The organism is Xenorhabdus sp. XBWT (assembly GCF_059072735.1).
The window spans coordinates 3,667,412-3,692,835 of record NZ_CM180990.1 but is presented as its reverse complement, the minus strand read 5'-3'; the positions used below and the strand labels follow the sequence as shown (position 1 = coordinate 3,692,835).

The following is a 25,424-nucleotide window of genomic DNA, read 5'->3' as shown; positions in this document are numbered from 1 at the left end:
TTTTCAATTTTATCTGCTTTTGGATACACCTCAATTTGCAGACGATAAAAATGTGATTGTGATCGCTAGATGACATATTAACCGCTATTATTTTGATAATTGCGATTAAGTAAAAATTCGTCCTACGGTTTTACCTCAATGCGCATTCCCGCCTCTTTCCATCCCGAAAATCCCTTTTTAAATCTACGCGCTTTAATACCTTTGGCACGGAGCAATGCAAGAGCGTTGGCAGAAAGCACGCAATAAGGACCACGGCAATAGGCGATCAAATCCTGATAAGACGTTAATTCACCCAGCCGGTTTTCCAGTTCATCAACCGGAATATTGATGGCATTGGGCAAATGGCCCTGTTCAAACTCATCTTTTGGCCTGACATCCAATAAGGTCATGCTCTTTTGTTTGATCCTATCCAACAGCTCTTCCCAGGAAATCGCCTCCTGATTGTTCGTATCATCGATCAACCTGCGCATTTCTGTGCGATTAAATTCAGCATATTGCTGGAGCACAGAGATAATTTCCATGACAGGCCCTTCACCCCAGCGATAAAGCACGTGTTTGCCCGATTTGCGGGATTGAAGCAGCCCCGATCGTTTGAGATGCTGAAGATGCTGGGAAGTATTGGCAATCGACAGACCGGAAAGCTCCGACAGGCTTTCCACGGATTGCTCAGTATCAACCAGACACTCAAGCAGTGTGAGGCGATGAGTATTTCCCAGCACTTTGGCTATTTCCGCAATCTCAACAAAGAGTTGCTTATCAAACATTGACATCAGACTTCCAACACTATTACATTCAATGAATTTATTGAGTATGATAATATCAGAGTTTTTCAGGCATTTCGAGTGCCAACATATATCCAGTGAGTTTCAAAAGGCAACGCGATAGCAGAAGTGAGTAAGCGCCGCCGACAATGCAGCAGAGTGAGTTCTGCGGCAACATGGACTTGAAAGATAAAGGGTATAACTGACTAACGGTGAGTGATGATTATTGTATTCGGAGGATAGTAACACATGAATGAAGGACTGGAGTTTATTGTTTATTCTGTATTGATTGGTGCCGGAGCGACGGTTGTCATGGATCTCTGGGCTATTTTTGTGAAACGCTTTTTCGGCATTTCCTCGCTGAACTATGGAATGGTGGGGCGCTGGCTTGGACACATTCCAAAAGGGCAATTTACCCATACAAACATTATGCAAGCTGAACCCGTGAAAAATGAAAGTGGAATCGGCTGGTTCGCCCACTATTTGATTGGCATCATTTTCGCTGGGTTACTGTTATTTGTTTGGGGTTTGGATTGGGCAAAAAATCCAACATTTTTGCCTGCCTTAATTACAGGTATCGTGACTTTAGTGGCTCCTTTTTTCATTCTGCAACCCGGTATGGGAATAGGGATTGCTGCCTCCAAAACCCCGGCACCTAATACAGCCAGGTTCAGGAGCCTAATGGCACATACTTCTTATGGTGTTGGGTTGTATTTAGCTGCGCTCTTATTAACATTATTTTCTTAATCTTATTTCTGAATCACCGTCGATAAATTTGGGTTATTTATCGACGGAAGATATATTTTCAATTCATGTCTTCAACAGGCAATACTGGTGACTTCAAACTCAGTAAAGACTTTGTCCTTTAGTACTACAGTCGTAAACGCTCTGTAATCATCAGGTTATCCCGACGACGATAATGACATTGTTGTGCCGAGTATTGGTGTCGTCGTCGCCAGGATGACCAATGTAAAATCTGTTCGATGGTCTCTCCGGCCTTTTCCATCAATTTTGACGAGACCATAAAAATCTGTGGGGCAAGGTGTTAAATCGACGATAGAATGAGCAAAGGAACATCATTCTATCAGACACCTCCCCATGAAATCTTATATTGTGAAAGTAGCCCTCCTAGGTATCAGCCCAATGGTCTGGCACCGATTCAGATTGTCAGGCGAGATTTCTTTAGCGGCTTTGCACTATATCATTCAGATCGTGCAGGGATGGCAGGATGATCATCTGCATCAATTCCGTATTTATGGCAAAAATTACGGCATTTCCTACTCCGGCGGGATCGGGTTTCCTGATATCCGGGCATAAAATTAGGTGACCAAACGGAGCATTCTTGGACAGAAAAGATTGCTGCATAAGTGCCCCACAGATTTTTATGGTCTCAAGCCGAATGTACGAACGCAGTTATGACCGCCACCCGACGAACTTATCTTGCACATACGCGGGAGTTCATGTACGAATATATGTTTGCGACTACATTGTCAGAAAAATTTACTCACCCACTTGAATTAAGTCGGTGTCCATATAGCTTATTTAGCAATGGGAGGTTCAGAAAAAATAGCGAGAATGAAAAATAAAAGTCTTGTTAACCAATAACTGAATTTTGCCATTGTTGTAACTCACTATTTCTGGATGTTTTTCATTATCGCCTCTTCACTAACACCAGCAGCAATCAGATGTGATGCCGTGCGGCTGAGAAAAAGCCACATTGAAGAGCAAGATACTGTTTTATTATGGGATCTGTTAGTTCGTGAAAAACGCTTTACCAAGCGACCACCATGACAAACGTTAGCCCACATACAGCCTACAAAGATTTGCTCCAGTTTGCAAAAGCATTCCCCCTGAGCTGTGTATCCAGCAGGCTGTCGACAAGCTCTTTGCGTTACGCTTTCTTCTCTCTGAATTGGTCAAAATGATAGGAGTAAATCTTGTCCCGCGCGACGCGCGGGACAAGATTGTAAACTCTCGCTATTATGAAAACTACTTAATGCCCATAAAAACACAAAATATAACTTGGATTCATATAATCATATTCCATGAACTCCATTCTTTTTTATAATTGGAATAAAATCTACTATTTCTATTACCTTAGGAGTAAATACAGGCCCTAAGCGTTCTTTAGACCAATTAATCAATTCTATAGCTGATATTGCATCTTGTTGCTTAAGTACAACGACAGCCTTGACTAATTCTCCCCATTTATTATCAGGTACACCGAATACTGCTACATTGTATACAAAGGGATGTTGGAGCAATATATTCTCAACATGTTTAATATAAACATGATATCCTCCCGAAATAATAATCTCTTTATTACGTTTAACTAAATATAGAAATCCTTGCTCATCTATAGTTGCAATGTCACCTGTATATAACCAGCCATCACGTAAACTATCTGTGGTTTCTTCTGGGCGATTCCAGTAACCCGATGTGATATGTGGGCCACGGATAATAATTTCACCAGAAGATGTATTTTTCCCTGAATCATCAACAAGATTAATATCGGCTAAAGTCACTGGCTTACCTAAAGATGTTAAACGTGCCATATTACCTGTTTTTAATGCTTGCTGATGATCTGATTTATTTAGTACGGTAATCTGGTTTGGTGCTTCCACCATACCATAAAATTGTGTAAATATGGGGCCAAAAATATCCAACGCTTGTAATAACTGCTCCTGTCGAAATGGTGAAACGCCGTAGATAATGTTGGAAATGGAGGATAGTTTCTTACGACTATTGCGTAAATAATCCATCAGTATGTACATCATGGTTGGAACCATCATTGTTGCCGTGATTTTTTTTATAGTGATTGTATGTATCAATAGCTCAGGATCGAATCTACCGAGTAATACATTAGTTCCACCTTTCATCCATATTGGAAGTATGAACATTCCTCCTGCATGAGTAATTGGAGCTACATGGGCAAAACGTTCTTGCTCTCCAAATCCGATATCTATCATTTGGCCTACTATTGCTGACAAGTAGCTGCCATGAGTGTGCAGTGTCCCTTTTAAACGACCATCTACTCCCCCCGTGTAAAAAATCCCATAAAGATCCATTGGACTGACATGTGGCATTCCTGATTCAGATGATTGTTGATTAGCTAAATAGATAAAATTTTCTACGCATAACACTAATTCTGCATCTGCATCATATATACGCCCATCATGTATTACAGCCCGTGCTCCTGAATCCTTGATAATAAAATCGTGATCAGTAAAACTTCCTTTAGGAAATAAAGGAACCACAACTAAGCCTGCCCATAAAGCTCCAAAATAAATATTCAATAGCTGAGGGCTATCAGCGATCAGTAAGGCAACTCTATCACCTTTATTCATCCCTAATCGTAACAGCGCTCGCCCACTTTGACGAATATAAGCTATTTGTTCACGATAAGTAATTTTATGGTTATGAAATATAACTGCGGTCTTTTGACTATATATTAATCCACATCTCTCAATGAGAGCACCAGTACTATAGGGTAATACAGCATTGCTAATTTTATTCTGTGTTGGTTGATTTAGTAACATCATTTTCCCCTTATGTAAATTTTCAAGATGAAAACCATAAATCATGCCCACAATTAATTGGTTATATAAAACCTGAATGCTTAACTAAAAGGAGTATATTAATCTCAATTGGAACATTTATCCCAGTTCTAAGTTAGAAAGGGCATATATAGAGCTTGGAATATTCTTTTGAAGAATTCCTTTGTGCATATATACAACATGAAATTGCTCAAATAACTCTCTTTTTCGCAAAAAATAAATAAATGATTCATCATGTACATATTCGGGTACAAAGATAGACACTTGGGTGGTTAGAGGTAAACATGAAGTTAGAGTATTAAATAATTCTTCAGCATCTATTGGAGATGTTGCTACTAACGGTCCAATACGATAACCATTTGGTGCAGGACGAATCACACCATAACCATAAATTTCCCCATTGACAATTTTTACATAAGTTATGTGACCATCGGTAAATAACCATTGTTTTAGAAAAGGCTGCCGCGATGTCGGAAAATATAGAGCATCATACTGTATAATTTTATCAAGATAATGTGGTTCTACTGGAATTATTTCTTTTATATTTGGCGTTATCCATCGTGGTTTTCCAATGTAGTGGATAACATTGTAAATGGGTGTTAATCCCGATTTCATGTAATTTGGGACCATTTCAGGCATTGCATTAGACCCTATATTACGATCACCCGCATGATTTCTGGCAATTTTACATATAGCTTTGCCATAACCGTTTCTTCTAAATTCGGGAATAACCAGATAATTTCCCCATATGGAATATTGTTCTGAATGATTTATAAGAGAAACAGCAGCAATAGCTTGATCGCCAAGCCATCCAATGAACAATCCATTATTATCAATTGAATACATGCATTTTGAATCATTATAACCAATATTCCATCCCTCTCTGTTTCCCCATTTGACTACATGATTCCAATCTTGAATCGTTGCTTTGGTAACTGTAAATCCATCTAGATCAGTTATAAATTCTAAATTTTTTTTTGGTGAATCCATAATTGAATATTTCCTTATTAATTATTGGAGTTAAAATTAATTTCTTAAAGAATGACTGATAAGATTTAGAAGTTCAGTATGGTTTATTTTTCCTGTTACTGTTCGAGGTAATTTATCAACAATTAGAAAATGAATTAGTCTGCTTAACCCGCATGATGGGCCAAATATGTTGCTTTCCCGTTATTTTTGAACCCTTATTTTTGATAAATAAAGTTTGACATAAAAACATTAAATTGTTTAATTGAATAATAATGTTGTAGTCTATCTTTAGTCAACAATTCTGGAGTTCACAATGTCTATTTCAAATGTCACTCAATCAAGTATCCCTATAGCCGTTTACCTCCTTGGCCTAAGTTTGTTCGCAATGGGAAGCTCTGAATTTTTAATCTCAGGTGTGTTGCCAAAAATTGCTGAGGATTTGCAAGTTTCTTTACCATCTGCAGGTATGTTAATTTCAGCTTTTGCTATAGGTGTTTTGCTCGGTGCACCACCTCTGGCAGTTGCAACACTACACTGGCCTAGACGTGCAACTTTACTAGTAAGCCAGGCGTTATTTGTCGCAGCAACTACCATTGGGATGTTTTCACAGGACTATTGGCCATTACTCATTTCTCGTATTGTGAGTGGTGTGGCTTATGCTGGATTTTGGGCGGTTGCTGCAACAACAGCGGTCAATCTGGTGGCTAAGGATAGTACCGCAAGAGCATTATCTATTGTGGTGAGCGGATTGAGTTTGGCAATGGTTGTTGGGGGGCCGCTTGGAACTATGATTAGTGATATTGCTGGATGGCGTGCAGGGTTTTGGGCCATTGCAGCAGCGACATCAGTTACAGCAATTGCATTGTGGTTTATGTTGCCTGAAATACAGCAGGAACAGATACCTGCATTACATACTGAATTAAAAGTGATGGCTCAACCCAAACTATGGATTGCTTATTGTACGACCGTACTAACCACAGCAGCCTATATGGCAACATTTAGCTACTTAGGTGCGCTACTTATTGATGCAAGTAAGTTAGCTGTCACTTGGCTTCCGGCTGTCCTCTCCCTTTTTGGTATTGGTGCTTTTATCGGGTTAACTATAGGTGGTCGTACAGCCGATAAGTCCCCTTTCAGTACACTCGTTATTGGAACAATTGGCGTTATTGCTATCTCTATTGCATTGGGTTTTTTAGCCGAAAATTTGATCATGACAATTGGCCTAGTATTTCTGCTCGGTATGTTTGGCTTCGTTGTTAATCCTGCGGTAATGAATAGAGTTTACACGATCGCAGCGGGTGCTCCAACATTGGCCGGAGCAACCAATGTGTCTGCTTTCCAGCTTGGAATTACTTTGGCTCCCTTATTGGGTGGATTAGCCATAAAAGCGGGTTATGGGTTACCTTCAGTTGGTTGGGTTAGTGCACTACTTGCGTTAGTCGCCCTTATTCCAATCCTGCTTGATGCCCATTTGCATAATAAGAAATATTAGGTGTAATTAACTTATATCTGGATTATCACTCTTGCAGAACAATATCCCTGAATCGCTTATCATTAAGTATGCTGTTGTGAATTTGTTACCATAACCTGAACTTAGAATTTCCTTCCAATTAAGTTCATATTTAAGAATAAATCACAGTAGCATATTCTTTATCACCTTCAGTATCAATATAATATTTACGCCTATAATTTTGAAACGCTTTTTGAACTCTATTTCCCATAAAAAAGTAAATTCAATGATTTACCCAAACACAAAATTCACACCCACAAAAAATAAAAACTACAACTTATTCAATCGGTTAATAAGAAAAAAAAAGTCAACAAATAAAAATTGTTTATTACAAGCAGTTATTAGATATGTTCTATAGTTATAAATTTATTGAATTAACGTTAGATGCCAAATACTATTCAGGTAAAATCCAACATCTAACCAATTCGTTTATTTATGTTTTCATGATGTTTTATTTCAGTAATAAAAAACAATAAGCAAAATAGAATATTACATAGAGAAACTTTAAATCCTCGGTAAAATGTAGGAGCTACTGTATGCAGCTTTTTCTAAAGGCATTAAAAGAATCTGGATTACAATTTTCTATTTTTCCTGAATTATATAAACAAGAAAATGAAAATACAGAAATGGAAATTTCTCAATTAACACAACAGATTAAGGATATACTCAATAATATATTACCATTAAATCTCCCTATTCCAATAACAATACATGTGGAAACCTCTGAAACAGAAGACTTTCCATTAACGGATATTCAATATGCTTATTTGATAGGCCGTAACCCCGGCTTGGAATTGGGTGGACTAACCAGTTGCCTGTATACCGAATGGGATATGACTTCTTTAGATATCACGGCACTCAATGATGCTCTGAATAAAATCATTGAATATCATCCCATGTTACGAGCCACTTTATCTTTGGATGGGCAGCAACGAATTTTACCTTCCCCGTTGATCTATACCATTTCTACTCAAGATGGCAGGACATGGACTGCATCAGAAAAAGACGAACAACTGGCAATGATCCGCCACGAAATGGAGACGCAATTACTGCCAGTGGATAAAGCACCGACATTCAATATACGGGCAACAAGACTGAGTGATGGTATTACCCGCCTGCATATCTATTTTGATTTGATGTTTGTGGATCTACATAGTGTCCGTGTAATACTGCGTGATTGGTGGCAAGTTTATCAGGGGCATGGCCTACACACTTTACCTGACAACATGGATTTTCGCAGTTATATCAAATCGGAACGTTATTTACAGGGGCAACCCCAAGGGCTGCGTGATAAAGCCTATTGGGAACAGAAAATTGAGAGTCTGCCCCCGTCGCCTGAACTGCCTCTGAAAAACGTCCCTGAGTTGATTTCTCCGCCTTCTTTCAAGCGTTACAGTCGAAAAATCAATGCTGAAACACTACTGGCGCTCAAGAAAAAAGCGGAATTGCGCAAACTGACGCTGGAATCTGTATTCCTAGGCATGTATGCAGAAGTGCTGCGTCAATGGTCGAAGCGTCAGGCTTTCACACTGACTATCACTCAGTTTGGGCGCCGTTCCTATTTTGCTGGCATTGAGAATGTGGTCGGTAATTTCCTGCAACCCATGTTGCTGGGAATACATGGAACTGAGACAGAAAGCCTTAGCGAACGTGTAATACAGATCCAGACTGATTTGATGATGAATCGCTGGCATTCTTCCTACAATGGCGTTCAGGTTTTACGGGAACTGACCCGACGCAACCACGGCAGCCGTGCAGCGGCAGCGCCTGTCATATTCAGCAATACACTCACCTCTGATTTAGATGAGGTTGTAACAAATGTGGGCTGGGCGGAAGCCACGCAAGTCTATAGCAGCAATCAAACCCCACAGGTGTGGCTGGAAAACCAAATTGTCCGCGTTGATGGGCTTGTCCAAATTAACTGGAACACAGTCAACGAACTATTCCCTGACGGTATGGTGGAAGCTATGCTGGACGCTTATCTGACGCTGCTTACAGCTTGTGCGGAAGATGATTCATCATGGGATAAGACTTCATCATTGGTGCAGTTACCTGAATCCGATCTGGCAGAACGGGTGGCAGCCAATGCAACGGATACCGATTTTGACATGAAGCTTCTGCATGAAATGATTTTGCATGCTGCGGAAAAATTCCCTGATGCAATTGCACTTGTGCAGGGAGAAAATCAAATCACCTACTCGGAAATGGTGAACAAAGCCGGAGCAATCGCACAGCAAATTTGCACTTCTGTCCAGATTAATCCCAATGATATTGTCGCGGTATCCATGCCACAAAGCCCGGATTTAGTTATCGGATTATTGGGTGCCCTTATGTCAGGTGCAGCTTATGTGGCAATCGATCCTCAGCTTCCCGCGGAACGCCGCATGAGCCTGCTTAACCGGTGTACAGCAAAATGTATCATTACTGCCAGCACAGTGTTTAAACAGGATGAATTTGCCGATGTACTCCGGATCAATCTGGATGAATGCCCCATGCATAATGCTATGGATATAGGGCAAATGACCTCAAAGCAGGGGCTGGATGATCTGGCCTATGTCATCTTTACCTCCGGCTCAACCGGAGAGCCTAAAGGGGTTATGGCTTCCCATCGTAATGCTGCAAATACGGTGCTTGATATTAATCATAAATTCCAAGTGACAGAACAAGACACAGTATTATCTGTTGCACCGGCAGGCTTCGATTTGTCTGTCTATGACTATTTCGGGCTATTGGGCGTGGGAGGAAAAGTTATCTTCGCAATGCCTGAAACTGCCAATGACCCGAAAATCTGGCTGGAGTTGCTGGTCGAACATCAAATCACTATCTGGGATAGCGTTCCCGCTCCCGTCAAAGTGCTGGTAGACAGAAATGGCTCTGCATTGGCCGAAACAAAACTCAGGCTAATCCTCATGAGCGGCGATTGGATACCTGTCGATCTGCCAGAACGCATTCGGGAAAATCTACCGAATACGGCGATCATCAGTCTTGGCGGAGCCACCGAAGGTTCTATCTGGTCGATACATTATCCAATTGAAAAAACAGATAAAAACTGGAAAAGCATTCCCTATGGCAAACCGCTGGCAAACCAGACCTTCCATGTTTTGAACAATTGGTTTCTCCCCTGTCCCAAATGGGTCACAGGAGAACTCTATATCGGCGGAGACGGCGTGACTCAGGGTTATTTGGGAGATACCGAAAAAACTGCACTGCGCTTTATTACTCATCCCATTACAGGTGAGCGGTTGTACAGAACGGGAGACTTGGGGCGCTATATCGCGAATGGATTGATAGAAATTCTGGGACGTGAAGATAATCAGGTAAAAATCAATGGATATCGCATTGAATTGGGTGAAATTGAAGCTTGTCTTCTGGCTCACCAAAATACCAGCCATGTCGTTATTGACGCCCCTGTCCATGCCAAAACCGGCCAACGGCATATCGTCTCCTATATTGTTCCGGTCAATGCAGAGACTTTGCACGAGCCTAGCCATTTTCAGGATCAACTAAGGGAACTGGCGCGGAAAACATTGCCCTCTTATATGGTACCCAGTTATTACATCCTGCTGTCCCACATGCCATTAACCAGTAATGGAAAAATTGACCGTAAGTCACTGCCTCACCCCTGGTCTGATACCGAAGAGAACACCGATTCCATGGTTGAACCGACTAATGAGATAGAAGCAAAGATCCTTAAACTCTGGCAGGCACAACTTCAGCATGATGATTTTGATGTCACCGATGGCTTTTTTGATATTGGTGGTGATTCACTTCATGCCGTAGGCTTGCTCAGTGCATTGAGGCAGGAATTTAAGATCACGCCGGTAGGCGAACAAGACATTATTGAAGGACTGTTCATGAACTCCAATATTCAGTCTTTTTCTCGCATTATCGAGACAATCATTCAATCTCAAGCGGTGAATAACCTATGACCAAGACACACGATTATTACGATTACATTATCGTGGGCGGAGGTTCGGCGGGATGCGTAGCTGCATCACGCCTGTCTGAAAATGGCATGAAGTCCGTACTGCTGATTGAAGCAGGCCACACTTCCGATGTTCACAACCCTGCCAGCCCGCTCAGAGACGCTTCACGCTTGGTACTGGAGGGGTATAACTGGGATTATGAGGCTAATGTACGCAATGAAGATCGGTTCACTGATCTCATTCCATCTTCTGTGCCTACGCAGAAAGACAAGCAGGCGACCCGTAAACATAAAGGACGCAGGCCATTCAATTATCGGGTAGGAAAAGTACTCGGCGGCTCCTCTGCGGTTAACGGTGCCATCGCCCTGAGAGGTTTTCCGAGCGATTTCGAACAATGGGTAAAAATGGGTTGTCCCAATTGGTCTTGGGAGCAAGTTCTGCCGTGGTTCAAGCATCTGGAGAATGATGTCGATTATATCAATGATGACAATCATGGCTCACAAGGGCCAATGTGTCTGCGCAGACCTCCAAATGGTGAGATCCATCCCCTTGATATGGCTTTTGCCCATGCCTGCGAACAGTCTGGCGTCCCTTATGCCGATGACCTTAATGTCGGTGAAAAACCCGCCGTAGGCCCTGTTCCTGCCAATGTCATCAATGGTGCCGAAAGGGTGGATGTCTATCGTTCATACCTTGAGCCGGTTTTGCAGAGAGAAAATCTGCACATTATGACTGATGCGCTGGCTGCACAGATTACCTTTAACGGTACTGTCGCTTCTGGTGTAAAAGTTATTCGGGCAGGAAAAGAGCTGATTTATCGAGCAGAACATATCGTTCTCTGCGCCGGTGCCATTGGCTCAGCTGCGTTGTTACAACGATCAGGCGTGGGTGATCCCGACCATCTGAATTCATTGGATATTCCGATTGTTGCGGAAGTACCCGCCGTTGGCAGAAATTTAACGGATCATGCGTCAGTCGTATTATGGGCCCTTCCCAAAGCGGGAGTCTGTACAACAGGTCTGCCGTGGCGTCAAATTGCGGCCCGTATCAGCAGTGGTTATGACGCAAAAGTCGATGTACAAATTGGTCTGCTGAATAATGTTGCCAGCGATACCGTGCCGGGTTTCAGAGATCGCGTTGCTTATCCCATGTTGGTTGGAGCGTCTGTGATGCTGATGCGCCCGCAGGCACTGGGGCGCGTTTTTATCAGTAGTGCCGATTTGACAGCACTGCCCGAAATTGATCTGCCCCTCACTCGCAGTACGGCAGATATCGCCCGTCTTGTGGGCGGCGTACGCAAAATTTGGGAAGTTTTACAGCATCCAGAAGTCGATTCCTTCCTTGACGGCATTCAATTTTGGTCTCACTCCATGATTTATAACGACGAAATCATGAACAGTGCGATTAAGAATCTGGTCAATCCGGGCTGGCATGCTTCCGGCACGCTCAGAATGGGTGCCGACGGTGATCCGGATAGTGCAACCCAAGAAAATGGACAGGTACGTGGCATCAAAGGTGTAACAGTTGCCGATGCGTCTCTGTTTCCCACTATTCCTTCCATGCCGACTAATCTGACAACCATCATGGTCGCTGAACGTATTGTCAGTTTCTTGCTTGAGAAGGAAACCACCAGCGAACGGAGGGCAAATGGATATTAAGCGCAGACGGGTCATTTATGCCTTTCCACACGCGGGAGCTACAACAGCAATTTATCGCCCTTGGTTGAATGATCTGATGGCGACTAATGCCGCAATTTTGCAACCAGTCGCGATCCCGGGTCGCGGTTATCTGGCTAAAGAGCCGGAAATAGACGATCTCGATTTACTGGCTGAACGGCTGGCGTCTGATATCTGGAACGATCTCCGGCAGAAACAGGCTCAGGGTATTACTGAATGGATCACCTTTGGTCACAGCTTTGGTGGGGTGCTGAGTATCGCGGTTGGTCACGTATTAGTGAAAAACTATGGTATTTCTCCTCTATTTGGCGTGATTTCTAGTTCCGTACCTCCACATCTTCAACAGCAAGATGAGCGCCATCAATGGACGGATGAACAGTTAATCCAAAAAATCAAAGAAGACCAAGGGACACCCGAAGCCATCTTGAACGAACCTGCTCTGATAAAACCAATCATCAAGCAATTGCGCAGTGATTACCTGATACGCAGCCAATTTCCCCAGATTGACAATATACAAGTGAATTATCCGCTGGCACTTGTTTCAGCCACCAATGACATCTATGTCACGTTGGCAGATATGGAAGACTGGAAAAATTACACTTCTCACGATACTTCGCTCATCCGTATCGAAGGGGATCACTTCGCTGTGTACCAACACTGGGATGCCATTAAGCAAATACTGCTGACAAAGAATCTGGAGTGAATATGCGTATTGAGACTGATAATTTCGAGAATTACCGGAAGTCTTGCCGTGAGTTTCTTGAACGTGAAATCGTACCTGGGCATCAGGTATGGGAAGAAAACGGACTGGTTGAGCGCTCTTTCTGGGAAAAACTGGGGAGGTCAGGATTACTGGGTATCAGTGTCAGCCCCGAATTCGGAGGACTGGGAAAACACGATTATCGATTCGCAGTGATTCTGACAGAAGAGCTCATCAAAGCCGGTGTCACCGTACCGGGTATCGTGGCCCACAATGATGTTACCACCAGCTACATTTTTGCTCTCGGTAACACCGATCAGAAAAAGAGATGGTTGCCGGATCTATGTAGCGGAAAACAGGTCGCAGCTATTGCCATGACAGAGCCAAATGGGGGTTCCAATACCGCAGATCTCCAAACCGTGGCTACGCGGCAAGGGGATTATTATCTGGTTAATGGCGGCAAGACCTACATTACCAATGGTATTAATGCGGATTTAATCGTCGTTGCTGTCAAAACTGAAGAAGGACAGCAAGGTCAGGGTATCAGTTTGTTGGCAATAGAGCGGGGCATGCCGGGTTTCTCCAGAGGAGAACCCTTGAAAAAAATTGGCTGGAACGGCAGTGATACAGCTGAACTCTTTTTCCATGACTGCAAAGTACCTGCGACTAATCTGATTGGCCGTGAAAACCTCGGCAACTATTACTTCATGTCAGCAATGCCTCGTGAACGTCTCAGCATTTCAACGGTGGCGGTTGCCAGTGCCGAAAATATTTTGCAAGCCACACTGGAATATGTGAAAGAAAGAAAAGCCTTTAATCAGTCCATTGGTTCCTTTCAGTACAACCGTTTTGTCCTCGCTCAACTGGATACCGAAGTAAAAATTGCCCGCGTTTATCTTGATCACGCCACTGATCTTTTTAACCAAGGCCTTTTCAGCTTAGTGGATGCAGCCCGCATCAAGTTATGGACAACTGAACTTCAGATGAAAGTGGCAGATCGTTGTCTGCAATTACATGGCGGGATGGGATATATGCGCGATTCCGTTGCCGGCAAGAATTGGCTGAATAGCCGCGCTCAAACTATTTACGGTGGAACCAGCGAGGTATTGCAAGAAATTATCAGTAAATCCATGGGACTTTAGTATTCAATTTAGTGCTTAGTCATGCCGCAAACGCAAAGATAGGCCGATGAATTGCTACAAATAGCTCTGAAGTTCCCAACACTGAGAGCCTATTCCGGTAGGCTCTTACATCCTACCCTATTCGAGAGGATATATTGGTTATGAATGAGAAGAGCAGCAAAACATGTCTCATCCGATCGGTAAATGCCAGACAATGGAACTCCATTGTTCTTGGCTGGGCAGAGGCCGAAAATTGGGATATGTGCATAGGCGATACATCTAATTTCTTTAATGTAGACCCGAATGCCTTTTTTATTGCCTATCGTGATGAACAACCAATTGCATCAATATCGATGGTCAAGTATTCAGATAATTATTCGTTTGGCGGCAATTTCATCATTGCACCAGAATTTCGTCATCATGTTTGCGCTGCAAGAATATGGAAACCAACCATTGCCTATGCAGAACATCGCACGATTGGGTGTGATGGTAATTGGGATAAAATTCAGATCTATGAAAAAAGAGGGTTTGTCACCCATTATCGCAATGTCCGGCTTTCTGGCTCCATTACGCAAAAAATTATCCCGCCGACAGGCGCGATCCCGATTACACCAGCCAATATCGCTGACGTCATTCAATACGATGCCGAATGCACCGGCGTCTATCGGGATACATTGCTTTCTAATTGGTTTTGGGGAGAGCAGCGCCATGGGTTTTGTACCTATTCCAAAACAGGAATTTCCGGCGTCATCGGTATCCGTAAGTCTCATAACGGCTATCGGATTGGGCCTTTTTACGCTGACAATCCAGAAGCTGTCGAAACTCTCGCTCTTACTGCATTTGCGCTGGTTCCTGCCGGAGAACACATATCAGTCGATGTTCCTGAATCTGATAACAACGACTTTCTCCTGCTGGCTCACGAATATGGGCTACGGGGACTCTTTAATACATACAGGATGTACAAAGGCAATGCTGTACCCAAGGGACGGCAAGATAAAGTCAAGGCAATTAGTTCGTTGGAATTGGGATGATAAGTATTCAGACACCGTCCTTGTCTGAATCACAGGATCATTAATATCGTTAACGTACTCATATATAGAGGTTATGTTATGGCAAATGAAACACCAACCTTATTTGAATGGATGGGAGGCCGTGAGGTGCTCATGAAATTGATGGACACCTTTTATGCCAAGGTTGAACAAGATGAACTGCTGGCCCCGCTGTTCGAGAACATGAAATCAGACCACCCCGGCCATGTCGCTATGTGGCTGGAAGAAGTGCTCGGCGGAGAAGAACGCTATACCAATGAACGTGGTGGATTCAAAGTCATGCTGAGCCGTCACCGGGGTAGGAGTATTCAACCTGAACAGCGGAAAAGATGGGTCGATTTACTTATGCTGGCTGCCGATGAAGTCGGTTTACCGTCCGATCCTGAATTTCGCGCAGCATTCGCAGGCTATATCGAATGGGGTTCCCGCAGGGCTGAGGCTAATTCCCAGCCGGATGCAAAGCCATCACGCCGCGAAACTGTACCAAAATGGGGTTGGGGAGACGCCCCTCCGGGAACGCCCTAATTTTTTGCTCTAATCCTTAAAGGACATTTAGCGATAGTGAGGTGAAAGCATGCTGTTGGCTATCAGTGACTTACATGTATCCCATGCTGCAAATCGTTTGCTGGTTGAATCATTAAGGCCAACCACGCCCAATGATTGGCTCTTGCTTGCCGGCGATATTGCAGAGCAGGAATCAGACTTTACATGGGTTATCAGTACACTGTCCCAACGGTTTGCCCAAGTTGTTTGGACACCGGGTAATCATGAACTTTGGTGTACCCCCAAAGATCCATTAAAGTTACCCGGTGTCCTGCGTTATGAACATTTGGTCAATATCTGCCGAAAATATAACGTTCTCACCCCTGAAGATGAGTTCTGCCGTTATCGCATGAGGGATGGTTCAACTGTTACCATTGCCCCTATCTTTACGTTGTACGACTATTCATTCAGAAACACCTTTGACTATACAGCTGATCAGGCTATCGAACGCGCCCGTCGGTGTGGTGTCATTAGTTCTGACGAGTTCTTCCTGAAAACCTATCCCCACAAAAGTATTATCGATTGGTGCCGAGAGCGTATTCAATATACCGAAAAACGTTTGAATATCATTCCAGATGATGAAGACATCATCCTGATGAGCCACTTTCCCATCATCCGAAAACCCCTCGAATCTTTACGCAATACCGAATTTTCCATTTGGTGCGGTAGTGAAAAAACTCATCAGTGGGCATCGAGAAAAGGAATACGCATGGTGGTATACGGTCATCTACACATTCCAAATATCGAATATATTCAAAATATTATCCATATTGAAGTTTCGTTGGGGTATCCACGGGATTGGCAAGAACATCGCAAATGCTCTTACTTAGTGGAACTGGATGGATTACTGGAACATGCAAACGAGTATCGCTGACTATTTATTTTAACTAACCCGTTATTTTAGCTAACCAGCCATTCTGATAATAAAAGGCTAATTTACCCATGAAAAATGATGAAATGATTCAACAGATAAAACCGCGGATTCTGATTGGGACAACCGGCTCCGTCGATATCACCCTTCTTCCCAGATACCTTTTAGCTATTAAGGCTACGATCGACTGTACTCTAACGGTAATGATGACAAACAGCGCCACTACCTTTTTGCCAGCTGAAACGGTTGCCCTCTATGCCGATCGAGTTATCAGCGGAGAAAAACCACAAGACTGGCCAACAGATAAACCTTCACGCATTGTTGCGGATCATGACCTCATGGCAGTTCTACCTGCAACTGCAAACACACTGGCAACTGTTGCCCATGGCGGTGCAACCAACCGATTAACGACAGTCGTTCTGGCCTCCACATTTCCTGTTTTGTTTTTTCCTGTCATGGGTAGTGTCATGTGGGAAAAAGATGCAACACGCCGAAATATTAACCAGTTACGTAATGATAGCTACCACGTTATTGAACCTGTATGGCATGAAAACTTTGATGCGTCCCTACAACGGATGGTCGGGCATCCTTCACTGCCGGACACTGAAACGGTTATTTCTCTGTTAAAACAATATTTACCGAAATAACTTTTATCTGTGGAAGAGTGTTCAGTAATCCTTACCCAGCAGAATAGTTAATCAACAAATAGGATTCTTACTCTTCCCTCGCCAAATCCTCTGGTAGCTCGCCATTAAAGCCATTTTGAGAAAATTTAACCTACATATCACCATAATGGCTTCATTTAAAAAATTGTAGAATAAACATCTTTTAATATAGCATAAGTTATATTTTCACCTAGCCAAATCGCAACAAGGTGATTGAAAATAGCCATGATAATCTTATTTTATAACTATAAATCGGTAACTTATGTCACAATATCAAAATCGTTCATTAAACAACCAAGACTATAAAACTCTGTTTCTGGCTGCCCTGGGTGGTGCTTTGGAGTTTTATGATTTTATTATCTTCGTCTTTTTTGCCGTTACGCTTGGTACGCTATTTTTCCCTGCGGATATACCTGAATGGCTTAGGCAACTGCAAACCTTTGGCATTTTTGCTGCGGGTTATTTAGCCCGGCCCTTAGGTGGAATCATCATGGCTCATTTTGGTGATTTGGTCGGACGTAAGAAAATGTTTTCACTCAGTATTTTCCTGATGGCTGTACCAACACTGGCCATCGGGATGCTGCCTACCTATGATTCTATTGGCATCGCTGCTCCCCTGCTGCTTTTATTCATGCGTGTGATGCAGGGTGCTGCCATTGGCGGGGAAGTTCCCGGTGCATGGGTTTTTGTAGCAGAACATGTTCCCCATAAGCGCATTGGATTTGCGTGTGGTGTTCTTACAGCAGGCCTGACCATGGGAATTTTATTCGGTTCTCTTGTGGCAACCATCATTACATCTATTTATATCAGACAAGAAGTCTTGGACTGGGCCTGGCGTCTGCCATTCTTTCTGGGCGGGATTTTCGGCCTGTGTGCTGTGTACCTGCGCCGTTGGTTACATGAAACACCTATCTTCAAAGAAATGCAGGAACGCAAGGTATTGACAGAAGAAATGCCGCTGAAGTCCGTGGTTTTTAATCACAAACGCGCCGTTATAATTTCTATGCTGCTGACTTGGTTACTCTCCGCTGGCATCGTTGTCATCATCTTAATGACACCAACTTATATGCAGACGGTATTTCATCTGGAACAGTCGCTTACCCTGAAAGCAAATAGTCTGGCCATCATCTCATTGGCGATTGGCTGTGTATCTGTCGGATATTTATGTGATAAGTGGGGAGCTGGTATCGTTTTAATTGTCGGTTGTCTTCTTTTGGCCGCCACAAGTTGGACTTTCTACCATAATATCAGCGATGAACCACTCACATTATTTAGCGCTTATGCTATCGTCGGGCTGTCTGTTGGCGTGATCGGAGCCGCGCCGTTCGTCATGGTCAAGAGCTATCCGCCAGAAGTGCGCTTCAGCGGCATTTCATTTTCATATAATCTGGCTTATGCCATTTTTGGCGGATTGACACCGATCCTTGTGACCTTACTGCTGAAATATACTTCACAGGCACCCGCCTACTATATGATGTCCTTATCGGCTATCGGTATCTTATTGGGGGTTTATTTGAGGAAAAAAGGCATGTGAGAAAGTGCAAGCCGATAATGAAGAATTAAGATGAACTAACTATTTCTAAAGAACAGGATGAGTATTTATGCTCATCCTGTCTCAAAATGGCTAAGCGTGCTTCACTTCACCAATCGGCAAAATAGTACGGCCGTATTGTTCATTCAGAACTTCCGCCATTGCCAGATAGAAAGCACTTGCGCCACAGATAACACCCTCAAAACCAGCAAAGGTCAAGATGGCCGCATTACCCGTGATATTACCAATCGCCAACAATGCGAACAGCAGCGTCAGGCTGGCAAACACAAATTGCAGGGCACGGTTTGCTTTCAACGTACCAAAGAACATGAACAGGGTGAAAATTCCCCACAGGGCCAGATAAACGCCGAGGAATTCATGGCTGGTTGTTTCAGCCAATCCCATTGTTGGCAGGAAAAGCAAGCCAATCAAACTCAACCAGAACATACCGTATGAAGTAAATGCGGTTGCAGCAAAAGTATTCCCTTTTTTGTACTCAAAAATGCCAGCCAGCACTTGAGCCAAACCACCATAAAAAATTCCCATGCTCAGGATAACTGAGGTCAATGGGAAAAAACCTGCGTTGTGCAAATTCAACAAAATGGTGGTCATGCCAAAACCCATTAAACCCAATGGGCCTGGGTTCGCCAACTTAGTAGAATGCATACTTCCCCTAGAAAATACAAATAAAACAAAATATTAAAAAATTTCTGACGGCGGTTTCCGGTGCCAAGAAATCATAAAAGGCGGCGAATCATAATGTGATGGCATCAACTACACAATGGTCTGAGAAAAAAAAATTTATCAAACCTCAAATTTTTTTCAGTCTCCCCCTTGATGATGGGATGAATGACCCCATCTAAGTCTCAACTACAGTTACTACCGATATTCCGGCATTAGCTGAAAATATAAAATGAGGAATTTCTGGCCATCAGTGCCATTGAAAAGAAAACATTCGTCCTCATATAGCTTAGTAACTTGACCGAATATATGAATTCTTTGTGGAGGCGTTTAGATGGGTAAAATCATTGGTATCGACTTGGGAACTACCAACTCTTGTGTAGCAATTATGGACGGCACAACCACTCGTGTGCTTGAAAACAGCGAGGGTGACCGCACCACACCTTCTATCATCGCGTATACTCAGGATGGTGAAACTCTGGTTGGTCAACCAGCTAAACGTCAGGCTGTTACTAACCCGCAAAATACGCTGTTCGCCATCAAGCGTTTGATCGGTCGTCGTTTTCCAGACGAAGAAGTTCAGCGTGACGTATCTATTATGCCATATAAAATCATAGCTGCGGATAACGGCGATGCATGGCTGGAAGTGAAAAACCAGAAAATGGCACCACCTCAGGTTTCAGCTGAAGTTCTGAAGAAAATGAAGAAAACAGCAGAAGATTATCTGGGTGAGCCAATAACCGAAGCTGTTATCACCGTTCCGGCATACTTCAACGATGCACAGCGTCAGGCAACTAAAGATGCTGGCCGTATCGCAGGTCTGGAAGTGAAGCGTATCATCAACGAACCAACCGCTGCTGCTCTGGCTTATGGTCTGGACAAAGAAATCGGCAACCGTACCATCGCAGTTTATGACTTGGGTGGCGGTACTTTCGATATCTCTATCATCGAAATCGACGAAGTTGATGGCGAAAAAACGTATGAAGTTCTGGCAACCAATGGTGATACTCACTTGGGTGGTGAAGACTTCGACAGCCGTATGATCAACTACCTGGTTGACGAATTCAAGAAAGAACAAGGTATTGATCTGCGTAACGACCCACTGGCAATGCAACGTCTGAAAGAAGCAGCTGAAAAAGCGAAAATCGAACTTTCTTCCGCACAGCAAACTGACGTGAATCTGCCATATATCACCGCAGACGCGACTGGTCCTAAGCACATGAACGTTAAAGTAACTCGTGCAAAACTGGAATCTTTGGTTGAAGATCTGGTTAAACGTTCTATCGAGCCACTGAAAGTAGCTCTGAATGACGCTGGCCTGTCTGTATCTGACGTTCAGGACGTGATTCTGGTTGGTGGTCAGACTCGTATGCCAATGGTACAGAAAGCAGTTGCAGATTTCTTCGGCAAAGAGCCACGTAAAGATGTCAACCCAGATGAAGCAGTTGCGATGGGCGCAGCCGTTCAGGGTGGCGTACTGGCAGGTGACGTGAAAGACGTTCTGCTACTGGACGTAACTCCACTGTCCTTGGGTATCGAAACCATGGGCGGCGTGATGACGTCCCTGATTACTAAGAACACCACTATTCCAACCAAGCATAGCCAAGTGTTCTCTACAGCAGAAGACAATCAGTCCGCAGTAACCATCCATGTACTGCAAGGTGAGCGTAAACGTGCCAACGATAACAAATCACTGGGTCAGTTCAACCTTGACGGCATTCAGCCAGCAATGCGCGGTACTCCGCAGATCGAAGTCACTTTCGACATTGATGCTGACGGTATCCTGCACGTTTCTGCGAAAGACAAAAACTCTGGTCGTGAGCAGAACATCACCATCAAGGCATCTTCTGGTCTGAACGAAGAAGAAATCCAACAGATGGTACGCGATGCAGAAGCAAACGCAGAAGCTGACCGTAAGTTTGAAGAGCTGGTTCAGGTTCGCAACCAAGCAGACCAACTGATCCACGGTACCCGTAAACAAGTTGAAGAAGCTGGTGACAAACTGACTGCTGACGAAAAAGCAGCAATCGAGAAAGCATCTTCTGAGCTGGAAACTGCGGCGAAAGCCGAAGATAAAGCTGAAATCGAAGCGAAGATTCAGGCTCTGGTTGAAGCATCCCAGAAACTTCTGGAAATCGCACAGCAACAAGCTCAGGCTGGTGCTGCTGACGCAGGTGCAGGCAATGCGAAGAAAGAAGACGACGTTGTAGACGCTGAATTCGAAGAAGTTAAAGACAAAAAATAATAGCCCTTAGCGGGCAAGGTAACAGGGCGCCTGTTACTTGTTAACTGGCACGGGCGTTGAGGTAACTCTACGCCCGTGCGTACGTGTTAAGGGTAAATAATATAATGGCAAAAAAAGATTATTACGAAGTTTTGGGCGTTTCCAAAACCACAGACGAAAAAGAGATAAAAAAAGCCTATAAACGGCTGGCAATGAAATATCACCCCGATCGTAATCAGGGCGATAAAGAAGCAGAAAGCAAATTCAAAGAAATTAAAGAAGCGTATGAAATCCTGACAGATTCTCAAAAACGCGCTGCTTATGACCAATATGGTCATGCTGCCTTTGAACAGGGAGGCATGGGCGGTGGTGCTGGCGGTTTCGGTGGTGGAGCTGACTTTAGTGATGTTTTTGGTGACGTTTTCGGAGATATTTTCGGTGGCGGTCGTCGTCAACAGCGCGCCAGCCGTGGTTCAGACCTGCGTTACAACATGGAACTGACACTTGAAGAAGCTGTCCGTGGTGTGACCAAAGAGATCCGCATTCCAACATTAGAATCCTGTGATAACTGCCATGGTAGCGGCGCAAAAACAGGCACCAGCCCAGAAACCTGCCCAACCTGTCGCGGTGCAGGTCAAGTGCAAATGCGCCAAGGATTCTTCGCGGTTCAGCAGCCTTGTCCTCAGTGCCACGGGCGCGGAAAAATCATCAAAGATCCTTGCGGTAAATGTCATGGACACGGTCGTGTTGAAAAATACAAAACCCTGTCTGTTAAGATCCCTGCCGGTGTAGATACAGATGATCGCATTCGTTTGAGCGGTGAAGGTGAAGCCGGTGAAAATGGTGCACCATCAGGTGATTTATATGTACAGGTTCAAGTCAAAGCGCACCATATTTTTGAGCGCGAAGACAGCAACCTTTATTGTGAAGTACCGATCAACTTCGCAACTGCGGCATTGGGTGGTGAAATTGAAGTTCCGACCCTAGATGGTCGTGTCAGCCTGAAAATTCCTGCGGAAACTCAGACCAGTAAACTGTTCCGCATGAAAGGTAAAGGTGTTAAATCTGTCCGCGGTGGTGTGCAAGGTGACCTGCTGTGTCGTGTTGTCGTGGAAACTCCGGTTAAGCTGAATGAAGAGCAGAAAGAGCTGATGCGTAAACTGGGTGAATCTTTTGGCGGAAAAAGTGGTGAAACCAACAGCCCTCGCTCCAAGAGCTTCCTTGATGGCGTGAAGAAATTTTTTGATGATTTGACGAAGTAATTTTATACATTGCAAAAAATCTAACTATAAATCCTCCTGATCAACCTTTTAATTTGTTGATGCTCAGGGGGATTTTTTATTTATTAATTTATTTGTTTTTTCAAATAATTAAATTATTTTATTTCTCAATTATTTTTAAATATGCTGTTATTTTATAAGTGTTGCATTTTATCTATACCAATCTCCTTTGAAGATGCTTGATTTCTTATCCAAACCCGATCATGCTTGCAACCATGAAAATTCATCTGACACCAGAACAAAAACATGCCCTCGAATTGATGCATGATACAACGCGCGACAGTCGAGTTTGTGATCGCATCAAGGCGGTGCTTTTGGCGTCAGAGGGCTGGACTGCTCAGATGATTGCACAGGCCTTGCGTATTCATGAAAGTACGGTAAGCCGTCACCTAAAAGATTTTATCGCTCAGGAAAAGCTCACCCCGGAAAATGGCGGTTCTGAAAGCCATCTCTCTGCCGAACAAACCGCCGACTTGATTGATTATTTGACGACAAATTTGATGCATACCACCGCCCAAATTGTGGCTTACGTCCGAGCACGTTGGCAGGTGTCTTTCAGCGTGGGCGGAATGACGAAATGGCTTCACCGCCAGGGTTTCAGCTACAAAAAGCCAAAGGGAGTGCCTCATAAATTCGATGCGGATCAACAGCAACAATTTATTGATGACTACCAGTCTCTTAAAGACCGGGCGGGTCAAAATGAACCTATCCTATTTATTGATGCGGTGCATCCTTCACAGTCCACAAAGCTCAGCTATGGCTGGATGAAAGCAGGAAAAAATCAGGTAAAAGTGGTCGAAACCACCGGCAGTCGTACCCGTCTTAATATTCTGGGTGCCCTCAATTTACAACGAATTGAAGACACCGTGATCCGTGAATATCCGAGTATCAATGCTGAAAGCATCGCGTATTTTTTCGGGGCGCTCCGGGAAACTTACCCGCTTTCGCAAAAAATCCACATTATTCTGGATGGGGCGGGTTACCACCGAGCCGAGTTGGTGAAAGATATTGCGTATGTCCTGAATATTGAATTGCATTACCTACCGCCTTACAGCCCAAACCTCAATCCGATAGAGCGATTGTGGAAGTATATGAATGAGCAAGTGTGTAACAATGTCTATTTTCCGAATGCGAAGACATTTCGTGAAACCCTTCATCACTTTTTTCATGTCACGTTGCCAGAAAAAACGAAAGAACTGACGACTCGACTGACTGATAATTTTCAGATTTTAAAACCCGCACCTTCAAGTTAGATTGGTATAAAAAGAGTGGAGAGTATCATTCTTAAATATCCATACAAAAACAATATGGTTTAAGCATAATGCAACAACAATGAGAGTATTGAGAGTATTAAAATGATTTGGAATATATTAAGACAAGCAATTACACATACTTACGGCATTTTTCCAAGTAAACCTGCAAATATATCTTATTTAAACCCTGAACATCAATCAGGAGATCGGCCAGAAAGATATTCTAGAAAAAATTGCTACGCTAGAGAGCAAAAATCCGCAGAATTAAAAACAAAATTATACTGGCAGACAAACGTAGATGAAAAATATAAAGTTATACTGGAAGAAAAAAACATAATGATTTATTGGTTGGAAATTGTAATGAATATTCTATTGCTGTATTGATGTATCTGGCAAAAGAAAGAGCAAGTGATATATATAATTTATATAAAAATTCTTTTACTGCAGAGACATCAGGAGAAATTCAGCCTATTTACATTGAGATTATTTCTCCTATCCCTCTATCACAGTATGATCACTGTTTTGTCATGTTTTATTATCCTCCGCATACCTATGATTACGAGTTTCAAGATAAAAAAATGAACCCACTGTACAAAAAGTACAATAAGATTCCAGATGGAGCGTGGATATGCGATCCATGGGCAAATATAGTTTGTTTATCTGAAAATTATGATATCCATTGGAAAACAAGAATGGATCGCTGGGCAGAGGATGGAAAGTATTTAGCCTTAGGACAAGCTCCTGCTCCTTCAGTACATAAACCAAAATATCCGTTATTGGAAGATCCGGGTTATCCTAAATATAGAAATACATATAATATGATGTGTCAGAGTGAAAAGCAGGTATTACATCAGGCTATTATAAAACCTGATGGTGCAGTTGTATTCAATAGTACTCACTTTGAATACTTCCATCCATGAAATTACCAAAAACGAATTGGACTCTCCAAAAGTTCCTATTTATTACTCATAACGGACTCTTAAGCAGTAACGTTTTAATTCAGATAGAAAAAAGGCCATTGGTGATTTACTGCTTGTCGTTGTCAGGTCGAATTACTGTTTAACGGTGAAATTGCACACCAATTGGCGAAGCTTTGCTACGAATCAG

At 43.2% G+C, this 25,424-nt stretch carries 22 protein-coding genes; 17 read left to right on the top strand and 5 right to left on the bottom strand.

Annotated elements, in window-relative coordinates; translation table 11 throughout:
• Window positions 1–122 precede the first annotated feature (122 nt).
• Entirely contained in the window at window positions 123–770 is a 648-nt protein-coding gene (locus AC5JQI_RS16115) for an ArsR/SmtB family transcription factor (RefSeq protein ID WP_493912896.1), read from the bottom strand.
• Between the two features lie 240 nt (window positions 771–1,010).
• Between AC5JQI_RS16115 and AC5JQI_RS16110 the strand changes: the two genes are divergently transcribed.
• Entirely contained in the window at window positions 1,011–1,508 is a 498-nt protein-coding gene (locus AC5JQI_RS16110) for a DUF2938 domain-containing protein (RefSeq protein WP_493912895.1), read from the top strand.
• A gap of 124 nt (window positions 1,509–1,632) precedes the next feature.
• Here AC5JQI_RS16110 and AC5JQI_RS16105 read toward each other — a convergent pair whose 3' ends face one another.
• Complete coding sequence (locus AC5JQI_RS16105; RefSeq protein ID WP_493912894.1) at window positions 1,633–1,785, bottom strand: hypothetical protein; 153 nt, start codon at window positions 1,783–1,785, stop codon at window positions 1,633–1,635.
• A 74-nt stretch (window positions 1,786–1,859) separates the two neighbouring features.
• Between AC5JQI_RS16105 and AC5JQI_RS16100 the strand changes: the two genes are divergently transcribed.
• Window positions 1,860–2,078 carry a plasmid pRiA4b ORF-3 family protein gene (locus AC5JQI_RS16100; RefSeq protein ID WP_493912893.1) on the top strand — a complete coding sequence of 73 codons (219 nt, stop codon included), beginning with the start codon at window positions 1,860–1,862 and terminating at the stop codon, window positions 2,076–2,078.
• A 719-nt stretch (window positions 2,079–2,797) separates the two neighbouring features.
• Here the strand turns inward: AC5JQI_RS16100 and AC5JQI_RS16095 are convergent.
• Together AC5JQI_RS16095 and AC5JQI_RS16090 are read right to left on the bottom strand one after the other, a co-directional pair.
• Window positions 2,798–4,345 carry an AMP-binding protein gene (locus AC5JQI_RS16095; protein ID WP_493912892.1) on the bottom strand — a complete coding sequence of 516 codons (1,548 nt, stop codon included), beginning with the start codon at window positions 4,343–4,345 and terminating at the stop codon, window positions 2,798–2,800.
• 72 nt (window positions 4,346–4,417) lie between these two features.
• On the bottom strand, window positions 4,418–5,308 hold the full coding sequence (locus AC5JQI_RS16090; protein WP_493912891.1) for a GNAT family N-acetyltransferase: 891 nt from the start codon (window positions 5,306–5,308) through the stop codon (window positions 4,418–4,420).
• 292 nt (window positions 5,309–5,600) lie between these two features.
• On the opposite strand from AC5JQI_RS16090, the gene AC5JQI_RS16085 reads away from it, so the two are divergent.
• The 10 genes from AC5JQI_RS16085 to AC5JQI_RS16040 all read left to right on the top strand — a co-directional run bounded on the left by AC5JQI_RS16085 (window position 5,601) and on the right by AC5JQI_RS16040 (window position 18,882).
• On the top strand, window positions 5,601–6,779 hold the full coding sequence (locus tag AC5JQI_RS16085; protein ID WP_493912890.1) for a Cmx/CmrA family chloramphenicol efflux MFS transporter: 1,179 nt from the start codon (window positions 5,601–5,603) through the stop codon (window positions 6,777–6,779).
• 554 nt (window positions 6,780–7,333) lie between these two features.
• The gene (locus AC5JQI_RS16080) at window positions 7,334–10,726 is read left to right on the top strand and encodes a non-ribosomal peptide synthetase (protein WP_493912889.1); all 3,393 of its coding nucleotides are present in this window, start codon (window positions 7,334–7,336) and stop codon (window positions 10,724–10,726) included.
• Window positions 10,723–12,381 carry a GMC family oxidoreductase gene (locus AC5JQI_RS16075; RefSeq protein ID WP_493912888.1) on the top strand — a complete coding sequence of 553 codons (1,659 nt, stop codon included), beginning with the start codon at window positions 10,723–10,725 and terminating at the stop codon, window positions 12,379–12,381. The genes AC5JQI_RS16080 and AC5JQI_RS16075 overlap by 4 nt, the downstream gene beginning before the upstream one ends.
• Window positions 12,371–13,102: a thioesterase II family protein gene (locus tag AC5JQI_RS16070; protein ID WP_493912887.1), complete on the top strand. Its 732-nt coding sequence runs from the start codon at window positions 12,371–12,373 to the stop codon at window positions 13,100–13,102. The genes AC5JQI_RS16075 and AC5JQI_RS16070 overlap by 11 nt, the downstream gene beginning before the upstream one ends.
• 2 nt (window positions 13,103–13,104) lie before the next feature.
• The gene (locus AC5JQI_RS16065) at window positions 13,105–14,241 is read left to right on the top strand and encodes an acyl-CoA dehydrogenase family protein (protein WP_493912886.1); all 1,137 of its coding nucleotides are present in this window, start codon (window positions 13,105–13,107) and stop codon (window positions 14,239–14,241) included.
• Between the two features lie 140 nt (window positions 14,242–14,381).
• A complete protein-coding gene (locus AC5JQI_RS16060) occupies window positions 14,382–15,251 on the top strand; it encodes a GNAT family N-acetyltransferase (protein ID WP_493912885.1) in 870 nt (289 codons plus the stop codon).
• A gap of 78 nt (window positions 15,252–15,329) precedes the next feature.
• On the top strand, window positions 15,330–15,794 hold the full coding sequence (locus tag AC5JQI_RS16055) for a group II truncated hemoglobin (protein WP_092548403.1): 465 nt from the start codon (window positions 15,330–15,332) through the stop codon (window positions 15,792–15,794).
• 49 nt (window positions 15,795–15,843) lie between these two features.
• Complete coding sequence (locus tag AC5JQI_RS16050; protein ID WP_493912884.1) at window positions 15,844–16,686, top strand: metallophosphoesterase family protein; 843 nt, start codon at window positions 15,844–15,846, stop codon at window positions 16,684–16,686.
• A gap of 68 nt (window positions 16,687–16,754) precedes the next feature.
• On the top strand, window positions 16,755–17,330 hold the full coding sequence (locus tag AC5JQI_RS16045; protein WP_237386814.1) for a flavoprotein: 576 nt from the start codon (window positions 16,755–16,757) through the stop codon (window positions 17,328–17,330).
• Between the two features lie 280 nt (window positions 17,331–17,610).
• A complete protein-coding gene (locus tag AC5JQI_RS16040; RefSeq protein WP_493912883.1) occupies window positions 17,611–18,882 on the top strand; it encodes an MFS transporter in 1,272 nt (423 codons plus the stop codon).
• A 90-nt stretch (window positions 18,883–18,972) separates the two neighbouring features.
• On the opposite strand, the gene satP is transcribed toward AC5JQI_RS16040, so the two are convergent.
• Window positions 18,973–19,545 (bottom strand): acetate uptake transporter, encoded by a 573-nt coding sequence (satP, locus tag AC5JQI_RS16035; RefSeq protein ID WP_493912882.1) that lies wholly within the window; start codon window positions 19,543–19,545, stop codon window positions 18,973–18,975.
• A 349-nt stretch (window positions 19,546–19,894) separates the two neighbouring features.
• Here satP and dnaK point away from each other — a divergent pair, with 349 nt between their 5' ends.
• The 5 genes from dnaK (at window position 19,895) to AC5JQI_RS16010 (ending at window position 25,237) form a co-directional block, all read left to right on the top strand.
• Entirely contained in the window at window positions 19,895–21,805 is a 1,911-nt protein-coding gene (gene dnaK / locus AC5JQI_RS16030) for a molecular chaperone DnaK (protein WP_493912881.1), read from the top strand.
• 104 nt (window positions 21,806–21,909) lie between these two features.
• Window positions 21,910–23,046, top strand: a complete 1,137-nt coding sequence (gene dnaJ, locus AC5JQI_RS16025) for a molecular chaperone DnaJ (protein ID WP_493912880.1) — start codon at window positions 21,910–21,912, stop codon at window positions 23,044–23,046.
• Between the two features lie 233 nt (window positions 23,047–23,279).
• Window positions 23,280–24,317 carry an IS630 family transposase gene (locus tag AC5JQI_RS16020; protein ID WP_493912879.1) on the top strand — a complete coding sequence of 346 codons (1,038 nt, stop codon included), beginning with the start codon at window positions 23,280–23,282 and terminating at the stop codon, window positions 24,315–24,317.
• Between the two features lie 102 nt (window positions 24,318–24,419).
• The gene (locus AC5JQI_RS16015; protein ID WP_493912878.1) at window positions 24,420–24,701 is read left to right on the top strand and encodes a hypothetical protein; all 282 of its coding nucleotides are present in this window, start codon (window positions 24,420–24,422) and stop codon (window positions 24,699–24,701) included.
• The gene (locus AC5JQI_RS16010) at window positions 24,701–25,237 is read left to right on the top strand and encodes a hypothetical protein (protein ID WP_493912877.1); all 537 of its coding nucleotides are present in this window, start codon (window positions 24,701–24,703) and stop codon (window positions 25,235–25,237) included. The genes AC5JQI_RS16015 and AC5JQI_RS16010 overlap by 1 nt, the downstream gene beginning before the upstream one ends.
• The last annotated feature ends 187 nt before the right edge of the window (window positions 25,238–25,424 follow it).